Here is a 15,058-nt window from a genome sequence, read left to right as displayed (position 1 = left end):
CCTCCGGAGCAAATGCGTGCCACGAGGGTAGCGGTTGGCGAAGTTCGAGCGCCCGACTCAGACGCCAGTGGCGCCTTTATGGCGAAAATCTACTGGCGCCTATACGCCGAAAGACTTGTGGCGCCTAAACGCCGAAAAGTCCCCGGCGCCTTTATGCCGAAAACGGTTTGGCTCCTTAACGGCGAAAGTTCACAGCGAGTGCCGGAGATGCTTGCAGCCTGCCAGCGCATCGCCGCGATCCCTGTCAAGCGGACAGCATTGCCTGACACCCACTATCTCGCGGATGATGAGGTGACAGCACTGTTTCGCTCTCTTCCAAAGCAGGGGCGCTTTGCACTCCGAGATCGAATCCTATTGCTCTTTCTGTACAACACCGGTGCCCGTGTACAAGAGGTCGCCGATCTTCGCATGGAACATCTCGATTTCGTCGCTCCAGCCAAGGTTCATCTGCACGGAAAAGGCGATAAGTGGCGCATCTGCCCACTCTGGGAAGAGACGGTTAAGGGTCTTCAGCAACTGCTCACAGAGCAGCATACGTTGCCTGACGGCTACGTCTTCTGTGCAGGACGAATCCGTCCCCTGACTCGCTTCGGTATCTACAAGATCGTTCGACGACATGCTGCATTGTGGGACACGGATATCCCACAGCCTCGGCGAGTCAGCCCGCACCTGTTTCGCCACACCGCCGCGGTCCACCTTCTGGAATCCGGTGTCGAAATCAATGTGATCCGTGGCTGGCTCGGACACGTCAGCGTGGATACTACAAATCGATACGCAGAGCTAACGTTAAAGGCCAAGGCTCAAGCATTGGCAGCCTGTTCGGTGAATTCTGGTATTTCGACGGAATCCCGAGCTCGTACCGCCTGGAAGGACGACAAAACCCTCCTCGAATGGCTCAATTCGCTGTAGCAAATTATGTGCTCAAATATTCGCTCCCCGCCGCCTCAGCAAGGGAACACCGCGCTCGCCGCCACATAACGCCAGCGGGCACAGAAGCCGGATTTTGTTCCCGGGAACAAAATCCGGCACGATCAGTTGTGGAACGCCGCCGTAGAAGGTTAGCGCGCGGGCGATACCACTCAGCCAGTCCTCCATCGTCTCGGCCGGCGTGGCACATGCGAATGTATAGCTCGATGCGCCCATGGCGGCCACGAAGATGTGCGCGCGACGCCCCGTGGTCAACGGCAATGTGGGACCGGCGAAGTCGACGAATAGCTTCTCACCAGCACGGTGGATCTGCCGCATCGAGCGCTTCAGCCGTTTTGCGAACGCCTTATAGTGCTCGCAGAACTGCGTGTAACGGTAAGTCTTCCGATTCGCGAACTCCGCCTGATATTCCTCCCACAACAACGTCAGCGTCACGCCCTTGCGGCGCAGCTCTTGATGTATGCGACCGTAGTCGGGCTGTGCATAGGCCGCGGGTCCGGTGGGCTTGCCAAGAAGCCGTCGCTCGAGCTCGCCTTCGTCCATATCACAGGCGCTGGCCCAATCCAGCCCGGCGGCACCCGCCAGTCCGACGTACTTCGTGACCACGCCCTTGGAAATGCCCAGCGACGCGGCGATTCGATCATGCGAGAAACCGCCGTCGAACTTAAGTCGTAAAACGTCCTTGATCATGCGCATGTTCATCCGGTGCGCGGGCATGCTCTCTCCGGCAAAAGCCGGCGAGCATAGCTCGCGTGGTTGATGTCATGCGCAACGCCAGTCCTGTCCTCCGGTCCGTCCGGTCACGTTCCCGAAACGGTCGGTCACGTTGCCGAAATCGCCGGTCACGATCCCGAAACGGCCGGTCACCTTCGTCCGAAATACGCACACCGGTATTTGAGACGGCCACGTCAGCGCAACAGGCCTCCTGTTTGAGGGCACCCTCTGACATTTCGCGGGCCACCTCCTCACTGGTGAGTCCGAACTGCTTCATCGTTTCCTCTTGCACACCGAGAAAGCCCGCCTTTCCGCTTGGAGAATAGGTTACAAAGCCGACATCGAGACAACTTCCGCTTCCTGGGACCGATGACACCAGCGACGCAATGTAGCCCGCCGTGCAGGACTCGGCCGTTGCCAGCTTCAGGCCGCGGGCGCTTAGGAATGCGACAGCATTTTCGGGAACGTCCATAGAATCTCCGCCAGGTCGATTGCAGCCACAGTCAAGCTCCGCAGCAGCAATGTTTAGGCCGCGGTTTCGCGTTCGCCGTTGCTCGCGCCGACGCGTGTCCCTAGACAAGTTAGGCGCCTGCACGTCCGCCCCAAGGTGAATCCCGCGGAGCACATCCAGCACAATTCGTCGCTTGTCCGATTCAGTCGGAGTTCGCCGAGATCGTCGCCAGCGCACGCTCGCATGGGATGCGACCGATTCTCGGATCAGTAGGTGTCATTAGTCGGTTTGCCGTATGCGCGAAAGGGGCGCAAGATCGTCAAGGAATGCGACGCACGCGCGAAGACAACGGCGCGTATCTTTTCGCAGGGCAAAGCCGCAAGACGCGCTGTACTGGCGCTTCATCGTTGCGAAGAGCAATTCCGGTGGCCCGCACTGAGAACGAGGAACATGATGAGCAAAATCGGACATGCTAAAACAAAAATCATCGACGTTAGCATCCTCGTTCGCTCGACACCTGGCACGCCGTTTGATGTGAATCGGGTTTTCGAGGCGCTGTCCTGCGAACGAGTGAAGGTCGTTAGAGTAGGACCGACATCGGAAGGCTTAGAGCTCATTTGTCGGGGAGAAGTCCGGGATCTGCGGCTGACCGGTGAACGCCTCGCGGGACTACCGTTCCTTGTTGGCGTGTCCATGCAGCGTTGCGACCCCGAGGCCGATTTGTCTCTTTGAAGTTGCCGCGCGACGCGCTGTCGGCTTAAGCGCACGACTGGCCTCGCCGACGTCGGCTAGCGGTGACTTGGCAGATACACTGGCTCGTCCTTCGACGCAGGCGTACCTTCGTTCCCGAATTTAAACCAACATCGAAAGTTGCTCGAGGCAACGCTGCCCAGCGTGCAGCTCAGAAACGCCCAAGCGTTTGGATGGACCAAGCGTCCGGGATAGCCGGTTCGCAACGTTCGGCGCCATGCTCCGAGCATAGAAGGAGGAGATCGGGGACCGAAGTACGCGGTAAAGAGGCGAACCATGCACGTAAAAAACGCTGAACGACTGCATCGGCGAGCGCGTCGTAGGGGTACTCAACGCGCTTTAGCGCGACGGCGAGCCTTTCAGCGGCGAAACGTAGCCCCAGACGCCGATCAATCGAAGGATGGAGGCGGTTGAACGACTTTACAGCCCGGTTTCGCCCCGCTGCAGTGGATGCGGCGTTCAGGACAATCTGCTGGAAAACGTAGTAAAGGGGCACGCGTGAATCTTCCGGAATCCGGGTAAGAAGCGGCCTCAGGGCCGAGCTTGGGTCAGCAGACTCTTCAGCTCCGGCCATGACGCAAGCCAGCCGCGCCCATTCAGCAGCGCGCAGGCCTTCCGTTGAGGCGTTCGCTTCTGCTAGCCGAGCTACCTCGAGGTAACGTTTTGAGCCCTTGGCGCGATTCGCCTTGACGCTCATTATCATGAGGTTCCCCGCAGCGTATGCGCCATCGTTATTGATTCGATCGACGGACCAATCGCTGTCGCGCAGGGCGGCGTGAGTGAGGCTGACAAGCGTGATCGGACAAGTAGGACAGTCGATACGCTTAAGGTATTCAGGGGTGACTTCCGGATTGAGCAATCGGCGGCGCCTGAAGGCGTTCAGGCGAAGCTGCAGCCACTTCGCAATATACCGATTGGGCAGGTGCTGGGGAACGCGAAAGTGCTCATGCCCCGCCGCGAAGCCCGCTCGAATATCAATATCGCGTGTCGCCGCATCTAAGAACCGCCCGAAACGCGCGAAGTCCCAGCCGATGTCAAATGCGATTTCCGAGACGGTGCTGGATACCATTCCTCCTGATTGGGGGCTTTCGCGGCCGCCCTCACTCACGCCCTGAGGCTCGGCTGCCGGAAAGGGAGCAGCTACGGAGCTATGCCGCCCGCCTCCCGGCATCGAGGCGATCGTAGACTGCCGGCTCGCCTCTTTCATTGGACACCTTTTTTCGCAGCGAGCGCCTTGGCCATCTGGAGGTGATGCTCGATGGTCGGAAGCGCCTTCTGAGCGGCTTTCTTGAGCTCAGCGTTCTGTCCTTGCTGCGCTTCCTTTTGAAATGCCTCGACCGCCTTCTCGTGCCCCTCGACACCGACCTTCTTGATATACATAGAATCAAACTCGCGGCCCTTCAGTGGCCTTAGCGCGTCAAGCACAGCGGTATCGGAGTTGTCCTTCGGAACGGCGACACCGTGCGGTGCGGCTATCTTCAGTTGCACGCTCAACTTCGTGTGATCAATCATCATCCGGTGCGCGAAGTCCTTGACGTCCTTGTCCTGCGACTGCTTACTGGCGAGCTTCGATGCGTCAATCTCCGTTGAACTCGATTCGGACGCGGCCTGGACAAATTCCTTGTCGACCGGTGCCAAGCTATTGGCCTGTGTGGTGCTCGCCGCCTGCGTCTGCGCGACGCCGACGGCGGGCGCGGCGACTAGAACCGTCGTCGCGATTGCCGACGCAAGGGTGGTCCGGATTTTCATGACATGTCTCCTGAAGAGCCAGTAATGGAGACGAACCAGCAAACCGGATGCCGACTAATGGGTCAGTGTACGGAGGAACCGCAGAGGCTCCCGCGGCTGGCATCCAGGGGGGCGCATTGCCGCTGCGAGCAGCATCGAACTACGCATTCACGCCATGGCACGTTTCGAGCTTCTACCTGGTAAAGCGGGATACGTACTGCCCGAGGGGCCGCAATGGCAAAGAAAACCGCCAGATCGACAATGTACCCGGAACCGGACGCGAGGCAGCCGGTGCTTGCCGTCATTCGCCAGCAGAAAATGGCGCGTTCGCCTCACGCATACGAACGGGGCACTGCCGCTCACTTCTACGAGTGGATGCAGAGCCAGCGAGCTGGGACGTTCCCGGAGGGGCCGGCCGTATGGATCTGCGGCGACTGCCACCTCGGCAATTTGGGACCGGTCGCGGACGCGGCGGGCGACGTCGCCGTCCACATTCGGGACCTTGACCAGACCGTGATCGGCAATCCGCTGCACGACCTACTCCGTCTGGGATTGTCGCTTGCAACCGCAGCGCGCAGCTCGGACTTGCCAGGCGTGATCAGCAGCCGCATAGCGGACGCACTGTTCGGGGGTTATAAACAGGCGTTCGACGACTCGTGCAGCGACGAGACTGAACGGGCGCAACGGCCGAAAGTCGTCAGGATTGCCATGAAGGAAGCGCTCAACCGGTCCCGGCGTCAGCTTGCCCGGCAGAACCTCCAGCATGTAAGGCCCCACATCCCGCTGGGCAAGCGCTTCTGGCCCCTGTCGAGTGGCGAAAGGCAGGCGATTCACGCGCTGTTCGGATCCGGGGCACCCACGCTGATTCGCGCAATGCTGGGCGACGCGGTAAGCGAGGACTCGGCAATAAGGGTGCTCGATGCCGCCTATTGGGTAAAGGGGTGCAGTTCCCTAGGTCGGCGCCGCTACGCGGTGTTGCTGGACATCGACGGGGCGTGTTCCACGGGCGATCCACCCTGCCTCATCGACATCAAGGAAGCGGTCGCGCCTGCGGCGCCGATCGCTGTGGGGCATCGTCTCCCGCGTGACAACGGAAGACGCGTGGTCGAAGGTGCGCGGCATTTATCACCCTCACTCGGCGATCGCATGATTGCGGCGCGGCTTGACGGCTGCGCCGTCGTTGTCCGCGAGCTGATGCCTCAAGATTTGAAGTTCGACGCCGAACACCTCTCCGAGTTGGACGCGGTCAAGGCGGCGCATTTTCTTGCTCTTGTCGTCGGTCAGGCGCACGCCGGACAGATGGATGCGGCGACTCGCAAAGCTTGGCTCACCGAACTGCGGATCAGCGCACCGGCGTCTTCCGGCGCGCCGTTGTGGCTATGGCGTAGCATTGTCGAGTTGCTGGTGACGCACGAAGCGCAATACCTCGAACATTGCCGCCGTTATGCGCTGGAAAGACCGCTGCAGGGGGCTTCTGACGAAAGGAAGTCAGGCGAACGGCAACACACCTAGCCCCCAGGAGTTTTGTGACGCTTCATCCTGCTTTTTCACGATGGCGTGGAATCGCTGTTCGCGTTGATTGGGTGCAAGGTGGGCCTGAGCGGCCAGCGCGCCGTCTTTGCCTGGATCACGGCGGTTGCGATCGAAATTCCGGCGCAATTACCGCCTACTATCCCTGGAAAAGCATCATCGCCCTGGCGCACAGGATCCCCGCAGAGGCACGCCACCCCTGCGAATTGATTCCTGCTCTGTCGCGCGTGAGCCACGCAAGGACCCGGCGGTTACGCGGCATGTCGATTGCGGGTCCGAAACCGCGTGTCGAGCATTTGGCTTTGCGTTAATCCTTCGACATATCGCACACGGGAGTGGAGCAACAGGCCGAACAGATGTTGCGCGCCCAATCCGGGCGGCTGGAGCACTATCCGCAACTCAAGGCGCGCATCGATCAGCATCTCGAGGAAACGCTTGGTCAGCAAAAAATCGTGGCCGAATGCATCGATCGGCTCGGCGGATCCACATCGACAGTCAAGGATCTCGCCGCGAAGATGATGGCGTTCGCGCAAGCCGCAGGCGGCATGACGATGACTGACGAGGTCGTCAAAGGCGCGATCATGAGCTACGTCTTCGAGAATCTGGAGATCGCGTCATACACGTCGCTGATCGCCGCGGCCACACGATGCGGCGATGCATCGACGCGCGCGGCATGCGAGCGCATCCTGCGCAGGAGCAGGCGATGGCGCAGTGGCTTCTCGAGCACATCCCGTCGATCTCCGTCGAGTACCTCGATCGCTCGGCGAGCGGACAAGAAGCCAAGAAGTAAGCGATACATCGCTACGCTTCCCCGTCGCGGCATAAGTGTTGCTCATTCGTGTTGTGGCCAGTGTATGCAGCCCCGTCCTACAACGCAGCCTTTTCCCCCACACGCCAGCGCGGTTCCGACGCGCTGAGACCGCAGCATCACGACCGTAAGCGACGCATCCGCGATCCTCTTGGCCGCTGCGAGCAAGATATTCTCACATCGACGATTCACGCGGAGTCCGTGAAGGACTTCCGCTCCCTGAAAAAGGAGTCGTTCAAATGTTCGTCCATAACAAACGCCTGCAATACACGGTGCGCGTGGGCGCGCCGAACCCGGGTCTCGCCAATCTCATGTTGGAGCAGTTCGGCGGGCCGCAGGGCGAGCTCGCCGCCGCGATGCGCTACTTCACGCAAGCCGTCAGCGAGGATGATCCAGGTCGCAAGGATCTGCTGTCCGATATTGCGACGGAAGAACTGAGCCATCTGGAGATCATCGGTTCCATCGTGGCGATGCTGAACAAGGGCGCGAAAGGTCAGCTTGCAGAAGCCGTCGAGCAGGAAGCGGAGCTGTATCGATCGCTGACCGGTGCGGGCAACGATTCGCACATCACGCAGGTTCTCTACGGAGCGGGCTCGCCGCTGACGAACTCTGCCGGCGTGCCGTGGACCGCCGCGTACATCGACACGATCGGCGAGCCCACCGCCGATCTGCGCTCGAACATCGCAGCCGAAGCGCGCGCCAAGATCGTTTATGAGCGGCTCATCAACGTAACGGAAGATCCTGGCATCAAGGAGGCGCTGGGCTTTTTGATGACGCGCGAAATCGCGCATCAGAAGTCGTTCGAGAAGGCGCTGCACTCGATACAACCGAACTTTCCGCAAGGAAAGTTGCCGGGTGTGCCGGAGTTCACGAGCGTCTATTTCAACATGTCGAAGGGCGATGACGCGCGCGGGCCGTGGAACGAAGGCGGCGACTGGCAGTTCGTCCAAGATCCGCAACCAGCTGTCGACGGCGGTGACGGCACGGCGACCGTTAGCGTGTCCGAGCAAGACGTGCAGGTGCTGCAGGCGATGGCATCGCGCACTGCTTCGGATCCGTCGGCGGATCCGACCACCGGTGCGGATCTCGGTGCGGGCAAGGCAGATCAGGTATAGACCGCTAGGCCGACGCTTCGAGCTACTATCGACAGCGTCGGCACCCTGCCCGAAATCGGTTGCTCCAGTGTGCTTGCTCGCGCGGCGGCGGAAAAGGTAGCAGCCAGTATTTCGAATATAGCGGATCACCCGCTACCAGCCCGATTAGGACTGCCAAGGACAAGTTGCAACCGGCTATATAAAGCAATCGTCAATGTCGAGCGCAACTGCAGATGCGCTCTTCGAGGGCCGACGGCGCAGTGAAAAACGCCCGCGACGGTCGGGCGGGCATCCGGTACACAGCATCTGCGTTGAAGCGCACCCGAAGCCCCTTTGCCCTGGGAGCTCGGAGCGCCCATGCACAGAAACGCGCTTATTTGCCAACCTCCTCTTCAGAAAGCTCTTGCTTCGCTAACATCGTCAGTTTTTCGTCCGTCGCCTTTTCCTCTTCCAACGTCTCGAGCAAAAGTTTCATACCGTCGGTATAACCGAGCTTTTTCGCCAGCGTGGCAAGTGTCCCGTATGCGGCAATCTCATAGTGCTCGACTTTCTGAGCTGCCGCGATCAACGCTGCGTCAAGGATCGGGCCTTTCTCGATCTCTTCGATCTGCTCTTGTCCCTCTTCGACGAGCCCCTCCATCGCGACGCACTTCATGCGCATCAGCTTGATCCCGGAGGTTTCAACCACTTGGTCAATGCGCTCCACTTGGCCTTGGGTCTCCGCCAAATGGGTCTTGAACGCTGCAGACAAATCCGGGTTGGTCGCCGCTCGGGCGAGTTTGGGCAACGCCTTCGTCAACTGCTTCTCTGCGCTATAAATATCTGAGAGTCCGTGAATGAAAAGATCGTTGAGAGTGGCGACAGCCATGGCGATTCTCCTATTGAGACGGTGGGTGGGGTGCAGAAGCATCCGCAACTGTCGTGCCGCGTCGTGTCTGGCCGCTGCAGCGGTTCGTGCCGTATTCACCGCTCCCGTTCACGAGGTGAAGTGGTTGCCCCGTCTAATTCCACCCGCAAACGGCAGGTTCGCTAGTTCGGCAGCCCTTAACTGTTGAGCGCCTCAGCGATCATCCAGAGTTGAGTTGCCCAGACCAAGCGCAATGAGCCACGCCCCAGCCTTCTCTCAAGGCGCCTCCCCTTCCGTGCGCAAGGCATCTTCCTTGCTCATTGCTACCAAGCCGATGTACGGATTGGTCAGTGCCCTCTCCGGTCGGTCGTCGTTTCCCGGCGGTTGAGGTACCGGGAAGCAGGGGCTGAAACGAACCCGTGGGGCCGTCATGACAAGAAGTCAACATCCAGCGCTGGCGAGCAAGATAATTTTGACGGCGGACGAGCGAAAGCCATATCTGCGAGAGGACGCTTTCAATGGCGTGATCTGCTTTTCGCATCTTCGCTGGGACTTCGTATATCAGCGGCCGCAACACATCATGTCTAGGATGTCAAACCATTATCCGGTCTGGTTTATCGAAGAGCCGGTCGATGTTAACGAGAGACAGGCACGCCTCGACGTGCGGCGCAGCCCAACGGGCCCGATCGTTGTGGTTCCGTGTCTTCCTGTCGGCACAGTGCTCGAGCGCGACGCTGCTGAGAAACGCCTAATTGACCTGCTGGTATCAGAGACAGGCCTGGAGCGCTATCTCCTCTGGTTTTATACCCCTATAGCGATGCCATGCGCGCCGTCCCTCACGCCGGTCGCGACTGTCTACGACTGCATGGACGAACTGAGCGCGTTCAAGGGCGCGCCCGCTTCGCTGCAACTCGCCGAGCGGGCCCTGCTCGCGAAGGCAAATCTCGTTTTTGCCGGTGGGCGAAGCCTATACGAGGCTAAACGGCGGCATCACCGGGCCGTTCACCTGTTTCCAAGCAGCGTCGACGTCGCGCATTTCAGACAAGCCCGAGAGGCGCTCCCTGAGCCGGATATTCAGCGGGCGATACCGCATCCGCGAGTTGGGTTCTTCGGTGTAGTCGATGAGCGCTTCGACACGGGCCTGCTGCGCGAGGCGGCAGCCGCACGGCCTGACATCCAATTCGTTGTGATCGGCCCGGTCGTCAAGATAGATAGGACGGAATTGCCTCAATCTCCAAATATTCACTATCTCGGCAAGCAAGCGTACACCGACCTGCCTGCATTTCTCGCACACTGGGCCATCGCCATGATGCCGTTTGCACTCAACGCATCCACGCGCTTCATTAGTCCAACGAAAACGCCCGAATATCTTGCGGGCGGACGTCTTGTCGTGTCCACCGCTGTTCCCGATGTCGTGCACCGATACGGCGGCAGCCGTGCTATCAGAATCGTGAATGCGTGCAAGAACATCACCTCGCTATCGTCGTTTGTAGAGGCTCTCGATGATGCCCTCGAGCAATCAGCGGACCGTCTCACTGTCGAGCAAGCGGCAGATGAGGCGCTATTGGGTATGAGTTGGGATGACACCTTCGAGCAGATGCACGACGTCGTGTTACAGGCGCTGGATCGAGGGCACGAGGTGAGCGATGCGCAATGACTTGAGCGGGCGCGACTTGGGAATCGGCGGTAACCGCGCCCTTGGTAGCATCGAAGCCGGCGACGCTGAGCGAGGCCATCGCGTTGCCGGCACAAGCCGCACGCCTAGCGAGCCATTCGATTACCTGGTCGTCGGGGCCGGCTTCGCGGGCGCCGTTCTTGCGGAACGGCTCGCCGCTGGCCTCGGCAAAACAGTGTTGGTTATTGACCGCCGGGACCACATCGGTGGGAACGCCTATGACGAACTTGACGCGGCGGGAATCCGAATTCATCGCTATGGGCCACACATCTTTCATACGAACGCGCAACGGATTGTTGACTACCTATCGAGATTCACCGAGTGGCGTCCGTACGAACATCGTGTGAAGGCCCACGTCGATGGCTTGTTGGTGCCGATCCCCATCAACCTGACTACTCTGAACATTCTGTATCGGCTTAACATGACGTCGGTGGAGGCGCGCGCTTTTCTTGCAGAACGGGCGCAGGTGTTGCCCCATGTCCTCACGTCGGAAGACGTCGTAGTCAGCGCGGTCGGCCGTGAGCTATACGAAAAGTTTTTCCGGGGATACACCCGCAAGCAATGGGGCATGGATCCGTCGCAGTTAGACAAGTCGGTCACTGCCCGTGTGCCCACACGTACCGACACCGATGACCGTTACTTCGCCGATACATTTCAATGCATGCCCGCTGAGGGCTACGAACCGATGTTCAAAGCGATGCTATCGCATCCGTTGATCACGATCAGGCTCAACACTGATTTTCGACAAGCGCGCGACGACGTTCGCTTCAGGCACGCCATCTATTCCGGCCCGATCGACGAATATTTCGACTTCTGCTTTGGCAATTTGCCATATCGCTCGCTCCGGTTCGCGCATAAGACCCTTGACATACCGCAGCTCCAACCGGTGGCAGTAGTCAACTATCCGGACGAAACCGTGGAGTACACGCGCATTACCGAATATAAGCACCTCACCGGTCAGTGTCATCCGCGAACCAGCATTTCCCTGGAATATCCAAGCCCCACGGGCGACCCGTTCTATCCGATCCCATGCGCAGAAAACCAGGCGCTCTACAAGCGCTATGAAGCCCTGGCCAATCGAACGTCTGGCGTCACGTTTGTCGGACGCCTGGGAACTTACCGCTATTACAACATGGACCAGGTGATCGGGCAGGCGCTCGCCGTTTATGCGCGGATCGAGGCAGAGTCGCGCTCAGGCGATAGAGCCATCGCGCAGAGCACGGGTCATCGCGATGAGCATCTCATGGCTGACGCCCCACTTCACACCGAGACGGACGTTCCATCACGATGAGGCCTAAGCCTGAATTCAAGTCTTTTTTTTGGGGTGGCTTCGAGTGCGCTAGCCATCGACGAAATGACGGCGTGCGCCTCGACCTGCTGAGTTCGACTGCACATGACGTACATGCGCTCGCTGACTACGCCAGCCTGAGGGAACACGGGATAGCCACCGTCAGGGACGCAGTGCGCTGGCACCTTGTTGAGTCCCAACCCGGTCGGTACGATTGGTCGAGCGTACTACCAATGCTGCGCGCGGCGAGCGCCACAGGAGCGCAGGTCGTCTGGGACCTCTGTCATTATGGCTGGCCGGATCATATCGACATATGGCGGCCTCAGTTTGTCGAAGCATTCGCGAAATTTGCCGCGGCCACTGCTGCGGTCATCGCATCGGAAACCGAAGAAACGCCGATCTTCACCCTCATCAATGAGATTTCGTTTTGGTCATGGTTCGGCGGTGAGGTCGGCGACATTCGTCCCTCGGCTTTCGGACGCGGACTTGAACTCAAACATCAACTGGTTCGCGCGACCATCGCTGCAACGGATGCGGTCCGTTCAGTGTCTCCGGACGCGCGCTTTATTACTACCGAGCCGTTGATCAACGTTGTCTCTCGATTGCCAGAACGCAGGGATGACGCCGAGCGTCATCGCCTTAGCCAATATCAAGCGTTCGACATGCTCACCGGGTCGCTCTGGCCTGGGCTTGGAGGCGCGCAGGCCTATTTGGACATCGTCGGGTTGAACTATTACAGCTTCAACCAGTGGCTTATCGAAGGCGGCGAGCTTGGACCAAGCGACGCATCGTATCGCTCGTTGTCGGATATGCTTGAAGAAGTGTACCGTCGGTACAACCGCCCTCTGGTGATTGCCGAAACGGGCGCCGAAGGGGAAATGCGACGCCCATGGCTGTCATTCGTGGCTGACGAGGTCTTTCAGGCACGCGCGGCCGGCGTGCCGGTCGAGGGGTTGTGCCTGTATCCAGTCCTGGACTATCCTGGCTGGTCGAACGACCGGCACTGCGAGACAGGACTGCTGGGCTACCCCACCGAAGACCGCCAGGGCGTCAAATCACCTAGACCCAACCGACCTGTCTTTCATCCGCTCGCGGAAGAACTCGCCTCGCAGCGACCCCGGTTCGAAAAGCAGCGCGATCCTCGCGCCGCGGCCGACGGGCGACCCGATCCGACCACCGAATTTGCCTTAATGCGCACTCGTCGGTCAGCGAAAGAAGATACATTGCGACGCAGCGGTTCATAGCGTCTTCGCCACCATCAGCCAGAAGATGCCGAGAAACGCGACGAATGCGAGCGCGCCGAGCACTGTCCACGCGGTCATCAGCCGCCAGTAGCGTTGCGAAAGGGACGCGCCGACCATCGCGCACGCACGTGCTTCCTTCGCAAGACGGATTTGTATCCACACCACCGGAAGCCAGCATGCAATGGCGAATACGTAGAGCGCGACGGACCACGCGAGCCACGGCGCGCGCATCGAGAGGCCGGCGATCTGCAACAGCAGAAAGCCCGTGAGCGGTTGAAGGATCGCGGTGGGTGCCGTAAAGAGCCAGTCGGCGAGCACCACGAGCTTGCTGAGGCGGGCGACGGTGCGCGCATCACGGCCGAGCGTGGCGCTCAGTAGATAGAACGCGGAGCCGATACCGGTGCCAAATAGGATCGTCGACGACAGCACGTGCACCCATTTGATGGCGAGATAGATCACGTTGAGTCGGTTCTATCGATGTGAGCGAGAAGGACCAGTGCCGCAAGCATCGGCAGATTTTTCGACAGCGGCCCATAAGGATGCAGCCAGAACTCCGGCAACCGCCAAGTGATCAACAGGGAGTAAAAGACGATGAGCGCGATCTGGCAATGCCACGGGCGCGTCCTTGGGCCAAGACGCGCTGGCCAGAACAAAGAGGACGCGCCGAGCAGCAGATCGCACCCAGCAGCCGCATAGAGCAGAAACAGACGAATGGCCGGCGGAGCGCCCACGCGGGCGAGCAATTCCAAGCTCGCTGCTTGTGGGTAAAGCCACGCCGAAACGATGGCCGTCCAGATCCATACCACTGCAACAGCACCGATAAGCAACGGAACAAGCCATCCGAGTTTCGCCTCGATGCCAAAGCTGCGCGGCATCGAGGGCAATTGCGACAACGCAACTGGCGGCCTGCCGAGCCACCGGCGCATCCCGTCGTCGGGCGCAGTGTTGCCGCGCTCAAGCATGGCGAGCGCATCAACGCTGATGAAGGCACCGGGCAGGCGTTGGCCGATGTTTGCGGCCAATGCCACGAGCCATATCGGCATCGGAAGGAATGTCGGCGGCGCCGCGTTCGCAAGACGTGCAAGTACGCTGAGATAACGTCGCATTGTCATTGATTCGGGACCAACCGCCATTACGGTCTCACTCGCTGCTGCACTCACGTGCGTTGTTAGCACGCCTTTCGTCACCAATTCGACTACGTCATCGATATGCACCGGCTGCACGCGCTGAACGCCGCGCCCTGGAAGCGGAACGACCGGCAGCGTCGACCAGGAGGTGAAGAACTTTGTGCTAGGGCCTTCCGGCGAAAAGATGAGCGAGGGTTGCACGATCAGAGAGGAGACAGGCAGCGCGCGCAATGCATCGTCCGCAGAACGCTTGGTGAGATGGTAGGCGCTTGCCGCGTGCTCGTCGGCGCCGAGCGCCGAAATCTGTACGATACGCCGCACGCCCGCGCGCGCAGCGGCGTTGAAGAGCAAGATGGGCGCATCGGCGTGCAGACGTACGAAGTCGTGGCCCGTGCGATCGCTAAAGATACCCGCCGCATTCACAACGACGTCGACGCCTTTGAGAAGCGGCATCAACGTTGCTTGGTCTCTTACATACGCGAGATCCAAACGAACAAAGCGGCGGAGCGGCCCATTGCGCGCGTCCGACGCATTCGAAGGTGCATGCCGCGCACAAGAGATGACCGAATGTCCCTGCGCGACGAGCGCCGACGCGATTCGCGATCCGAGCAGTCCCGTTGAACCCGTGAGGAAAATTACCATGGCGTTGGGCATCGATGCGACCAGAGACATTCTACTTCCCGGCATCGCGGCAGGGTTGTTGTCAACCGCTGCGCTCGGCGTTTGCGCGCGCTTGCATGGCAAGCACGCAGCCGCCCCGGTAAGCGCAGTTAGTCATTGGCTGTGGCCGCAAGAAGTGAACCAGACCGCGCATCCGAAACCCAGACATTTTGTTGCCGGCCTCACGATCCATCTGCTGATGTCGCTGGGCTGAG

14 protein-coding genes and 2 pseudogenes are annotated in these 15,058 nt (G+C 59.9%); 9 read left to right on the top strand and 7 right to left on the bottom strand.

The window, feature by feature from the left end:
* Positions 1 to 78: 78 nt before the first annotated feature.
* Positions 79 to 909, top strand: a complete 831-nt coding sequence (locus QCE49_RS32115; RefSeq protein ID WP_309806777.1) for a tyrosine-type recombinase/integrase — start codon at positions 79 to 81, stop codon at positions 907 to 909.
* Between the two features lie 111 nt (positions 910 to 1,020).
* Here the strand turns inward: QCE49_RS32115 and QCE49_RS32110 are convergent.
* A pseudogene (locus tag QCE49_RS32110) lies at positions 1,021 to 1,623 on the bottom strand (IS21 family transposase); the annotation flags it as partial.
* Positions 1,592 to 2,113: a CinA family protein gene (locus QCE49_RS34655; protein ID WP_409017620.1), complete on the bottom strand. Its 522-nt coding sequence runs from the start codon at positions 2,111 to 2,113 to the stop codon at positions 1,592 to 1,594. The gene QCE49_RS34655 and the pseudogene QCE49_RS32110, both read right to left, overlap by 32 nt.
* 429 nt (positions 2,114 to 2,542) lie before the next feature.
* Between QCE49_RS34655 and QCE49_RS32100 the strand changes: the two genes are divergently transcribed.
* On the top strand, positions 2,543 to 2,824 hold the full coding sequence (locus tag QCE49_RS32100) for a hypothetical protein (protein WP_309806776.1): 282 nt from the start codon (positions 2,543 to 2,545) through the stop codon (positions 2,822 to 2,824).
* 169 nt (positions 2,825 to 2,993) lie between these two features.
* Here QCE49_RS32100 and QCE49_RS32095 read toward each other — a convergent pair whose 3' ends face one another.
* Both QCE49_RS32095 and QCE49_RS32090 read right to left on the bottom strand, forming a co-directional pair.
* Positions 2,994 to 3,911: a hypothetical protein gene (locus QCE49_RS32095; protein ID WP_309806775.1), complete on the bottom strand. Its 918-nt coding sequence runs from the start codon at positions 3,909 to 3,911 to the stop codon at positions 2,994 to 2,996.
* A gap of 134 nt (positions 3,912 to 4,045) precedes the next feature.
* On the bottom strand, positions 4,046 to 4,591 hold the full coding sequence (locus tag QCE49_RS32090; protein WP_309806774.1) for a DUF4142 domain-containing protein: 546 nt from the start codon (positions 4,589 to 4,591) through the stop codon (positions 4,046 to 4,048).
* A 213-nt stretch (positions 4,592 to 4,804) separates the two neighbouring features.
* Here QCE49_RS32090 and QCE49_RS32085 point away from each other — a divergent pair, with 213 nt between their 5' ends.
* From QCE49_RS32085 to QCE49_RS32075, 3 genes and pseudogenes are all read left to right on the top strand, one after another.
* Positions 4,805 to 6,082 carry a DUF2252 family protein gene (locus QCE49_RS32085; RefSeq protein WP_309806773.1) on the top strand — a complete coding sequence of 426 codons (1,278 nt, stop codon included), beginning with the start codon at positions 4,805 to 4,807 and terminating at the stop codon, positions 6,080 to 6,082.
* A 374-nt stretch (positions 6,083 to 6,456) separates the two neighbouring features.
* Positions 6,457 to 6,890: pseudogene (locus tag QCE49_RS32080) on the top strand (ferritin-like domain-containing protein).
* Between the two features lie 257 nt (positions 6,891 to 7,147).
* Positions 7,148 to 8,023 (top strand): manganese catalase family protein, encoded by an 876-nt coding sequence (locus QCE49_RS32075; RefSeq protein ID WP_309806772.1) that lies wholly within the window; start codon positions 7,148 to 7,150, stop codon positions 8,021 to 8,023.
* A gap of 352 nt (positions 8,024 to 8,375) precedes the next feature.
* On the opposite strand, the gene QCE49_RS32070 is transcribed toward QCE49_RS32075, so the two are convergent.
* Positions 8,376 to 8,870, bottom strand: a complete 495-nt coding sequence (locus QCE49_RS32070) for a DUF892 family protein (protein WP_309806771.1) — start codon at positions 8,868 to 8,870, stop codon at positions 8,376 to 8,378.
* 409 nt (positions 8,871 to 9,279) lie between these two features.
* On the opposite strand from QCE49_RS32070, the gene QCE49_RS32065 reads away from it, so the two are divergent.
* The 3 genes from QCE49_RS32065 (at position 9,280) to QCE49_RS32055 (ending at position 13,056) form a co-directional block, all read left to right on the top strand.
* Positions 9,280 to 10,506, top strand: coding sequence for a glycosyltransferase (locus QCE49_RS32065; protein ID WP_309806770.1), 1,227 nt, complete (start codon positions 9,280 to 9,282; stop codon positions 10,504 to 10,506).
* Entirely contained in the window at positions 10,496 to 11,815 is a 1,320-nt protein-coding gene (gene glf / locus QCE49_RS32060; RefSeq protein ID WP_309806769.1) for a UDP-galactopyranose mutase, read from the top strand. Before QCE49_RS32065 ends, glf begins: the two co-directional genes overlap by 11 nt.
* Positions 11,816 to 12,045: 230 nt before the next feature.
* Positions 12,046 to 13,056 carry a beta-glucosidase gene (locus QCE49_RS32055; protein WP_309806768.1) on the top strand — a complete coding sequence of 337 codons (1,011 nt, stop codon included), beginning with the start codon at positions 12,046 to 12,048 and terminating at the stop codon, positions 13,054 to 13,056.
* Here QCE49_RS32055 and QCE49_RS32050 read toward each other — a convergent pair.
* Together QCE49_RS32050 and QCE49_RS32045 are read right to left on the bottom strand one after the other, a co-directional pair.
* On the bottom strand, positions 13,051 to 13,515 hold the full coding sequence (locus QCE49_RS32050) for a DUF2269 domain-containing protein (RefSeq protein ID WP_309806767.1): 465 nt from the start codon (positions 13,513 to 13,515) through the stop codon (positions 13,051 to 13,053). The two genes, QCE49_RS32055 and QCE49_RS32050, sit on opposite strands and share 6 nt — an antisense overlap.
* Complete coding sequence (locus QCE49_RS32045) at positions 13,512 to 14,825, bottom strand: SDR family oxidoreductase (RefSeq protein ID WP_309806766.1); 1,314 nt, start codon at positions 14,823 to 14,825, stop codon at positions 13,512 to 13,514. Before QCE49_RS32045 ends, QCE49_RS32050 begins: the two co-directional genes overlap by 4 nt.
* On the opposite strand from QCE49_RS32045, the gene QCE49_RS32040 reads away from it, so the two are divergent.
* On the top strand, positions 14,824 to 15,057 hold the full coding sequence (locus QCE49_RS32040; RefSeq protein WP_309806765.1) for a hypothetical protein: 234 nt from the start codon (positions 14,824 to 14,826) through the stop codon (positions 15,055 to 15,057). The two genes, QCE49_RS32045 and QCE49_RS32040, sit on opposite strands and share 2 nt — an antisense overlap.
* The last annotated feature ends 1 nt before the right edge of the window (position 15,058 follow it).

It is taken from the genome of Caballeronia sp. LZ008, assembly GCF_031451435.1.
Classification (GTDB): domain Bacteria; phylum Pseudomonadota; class Gammaproteobacteria; order Burkholderiales; family Burkholderiaceae; genus Caballeronia; species Caballeronia zhejiangensis.
Note: the sequence above shows the minus strand (reverse complement) of the source record. Positions and strands in the feature narration are given on the sequence as shown.

Coding starts and splice junctions, on each gene's coding strand:
- QCE49_RS32115 (WP_309806777.1), top strand. CDS start 79: ATGGCGAAAATCTACTGGCGCCTATACGCCGAAAGACTTGTGGCGCCT.
- QCE49_RS34655 (WP_409017620.1), bottom strand. CDS start 2,113: ATGGACGTTCCCGAAAATGCTGTCGCATTCCTAAGCGCCCGCGGCCTG.
- QCE49_RS32100 (WP_309806776.1), top strand. CDS start 2,543: ATGATGAGCAAAATCGGACATGCTAAAACAAAAATCATCGACGTTAGC.
- QCE49_RS32095 (WP_309806775.1), bottom strand. CDS start 3,911: ATGGTATCCAGCACCGTCTCGGAAATCGCATTTGACATCGGCTGGGAC.
- QCE49_RS32090 (WP_309806774.1), bottom strand. CDS start 4,591: ATGAAAATCCGGACCACCCTTGCGTCGGCAATCGCGACGACGGTTCTA.
- QCE49_RS32085 (WP_309806773.1), top strand. CDS start 4,805: ATGGCAAAGAAAACCGCCAGATCGACAATGTACCCGGAACCGGACGCG.
- QCE49_RS32075 (WP_309806772.1), top strand. CDS start 7,148: ATGTTCGTCCATAACAAACGCCTGCAATACACGGTGCGCGTGGGCGCG.
- QCE49_RS32070 (WP_309806771.1), bottom strand. CDS start 8,870: ATGGCTGTCGCCACTCTCAACGATCTTTTCATTCACGGACTCTCAGAT.
- QCE49_RS32065 (WP_309806770.1), top strand. CDS start 9,280: ATGACAAGAAGTCAACATCCAGCGCTGGCGAGCAAGATAATTTTGACG.
- glf (WP_309806769.1), top strand. CDS start 10,496: ATGCGCAATGACTTGAGCGGGCGCGACTTGGGAATCGGCGGTAACCGC.
- QCE49_RS32055 (WP_309806768.1), top strand. CDS start 12,046: ATGCTGCGCGCGGCGAGCGCCACAGGAGCGCAGGTCGTCTGGGACCTC.
- QCE49_RS32040 (WP_309806765.1), top strand. CDS start 14,824: ATGGCGTTGGGCATCGATGCGACCAGAGACATTCTACTTCCCGGCATC.
- QCE49_RS32045 (WP_309806766.1), bottom strand. CDS start 14,825: ATGGTAATTTTCCTCACGGGTTCAACGGGACTGCTCGGATCGCGAATC.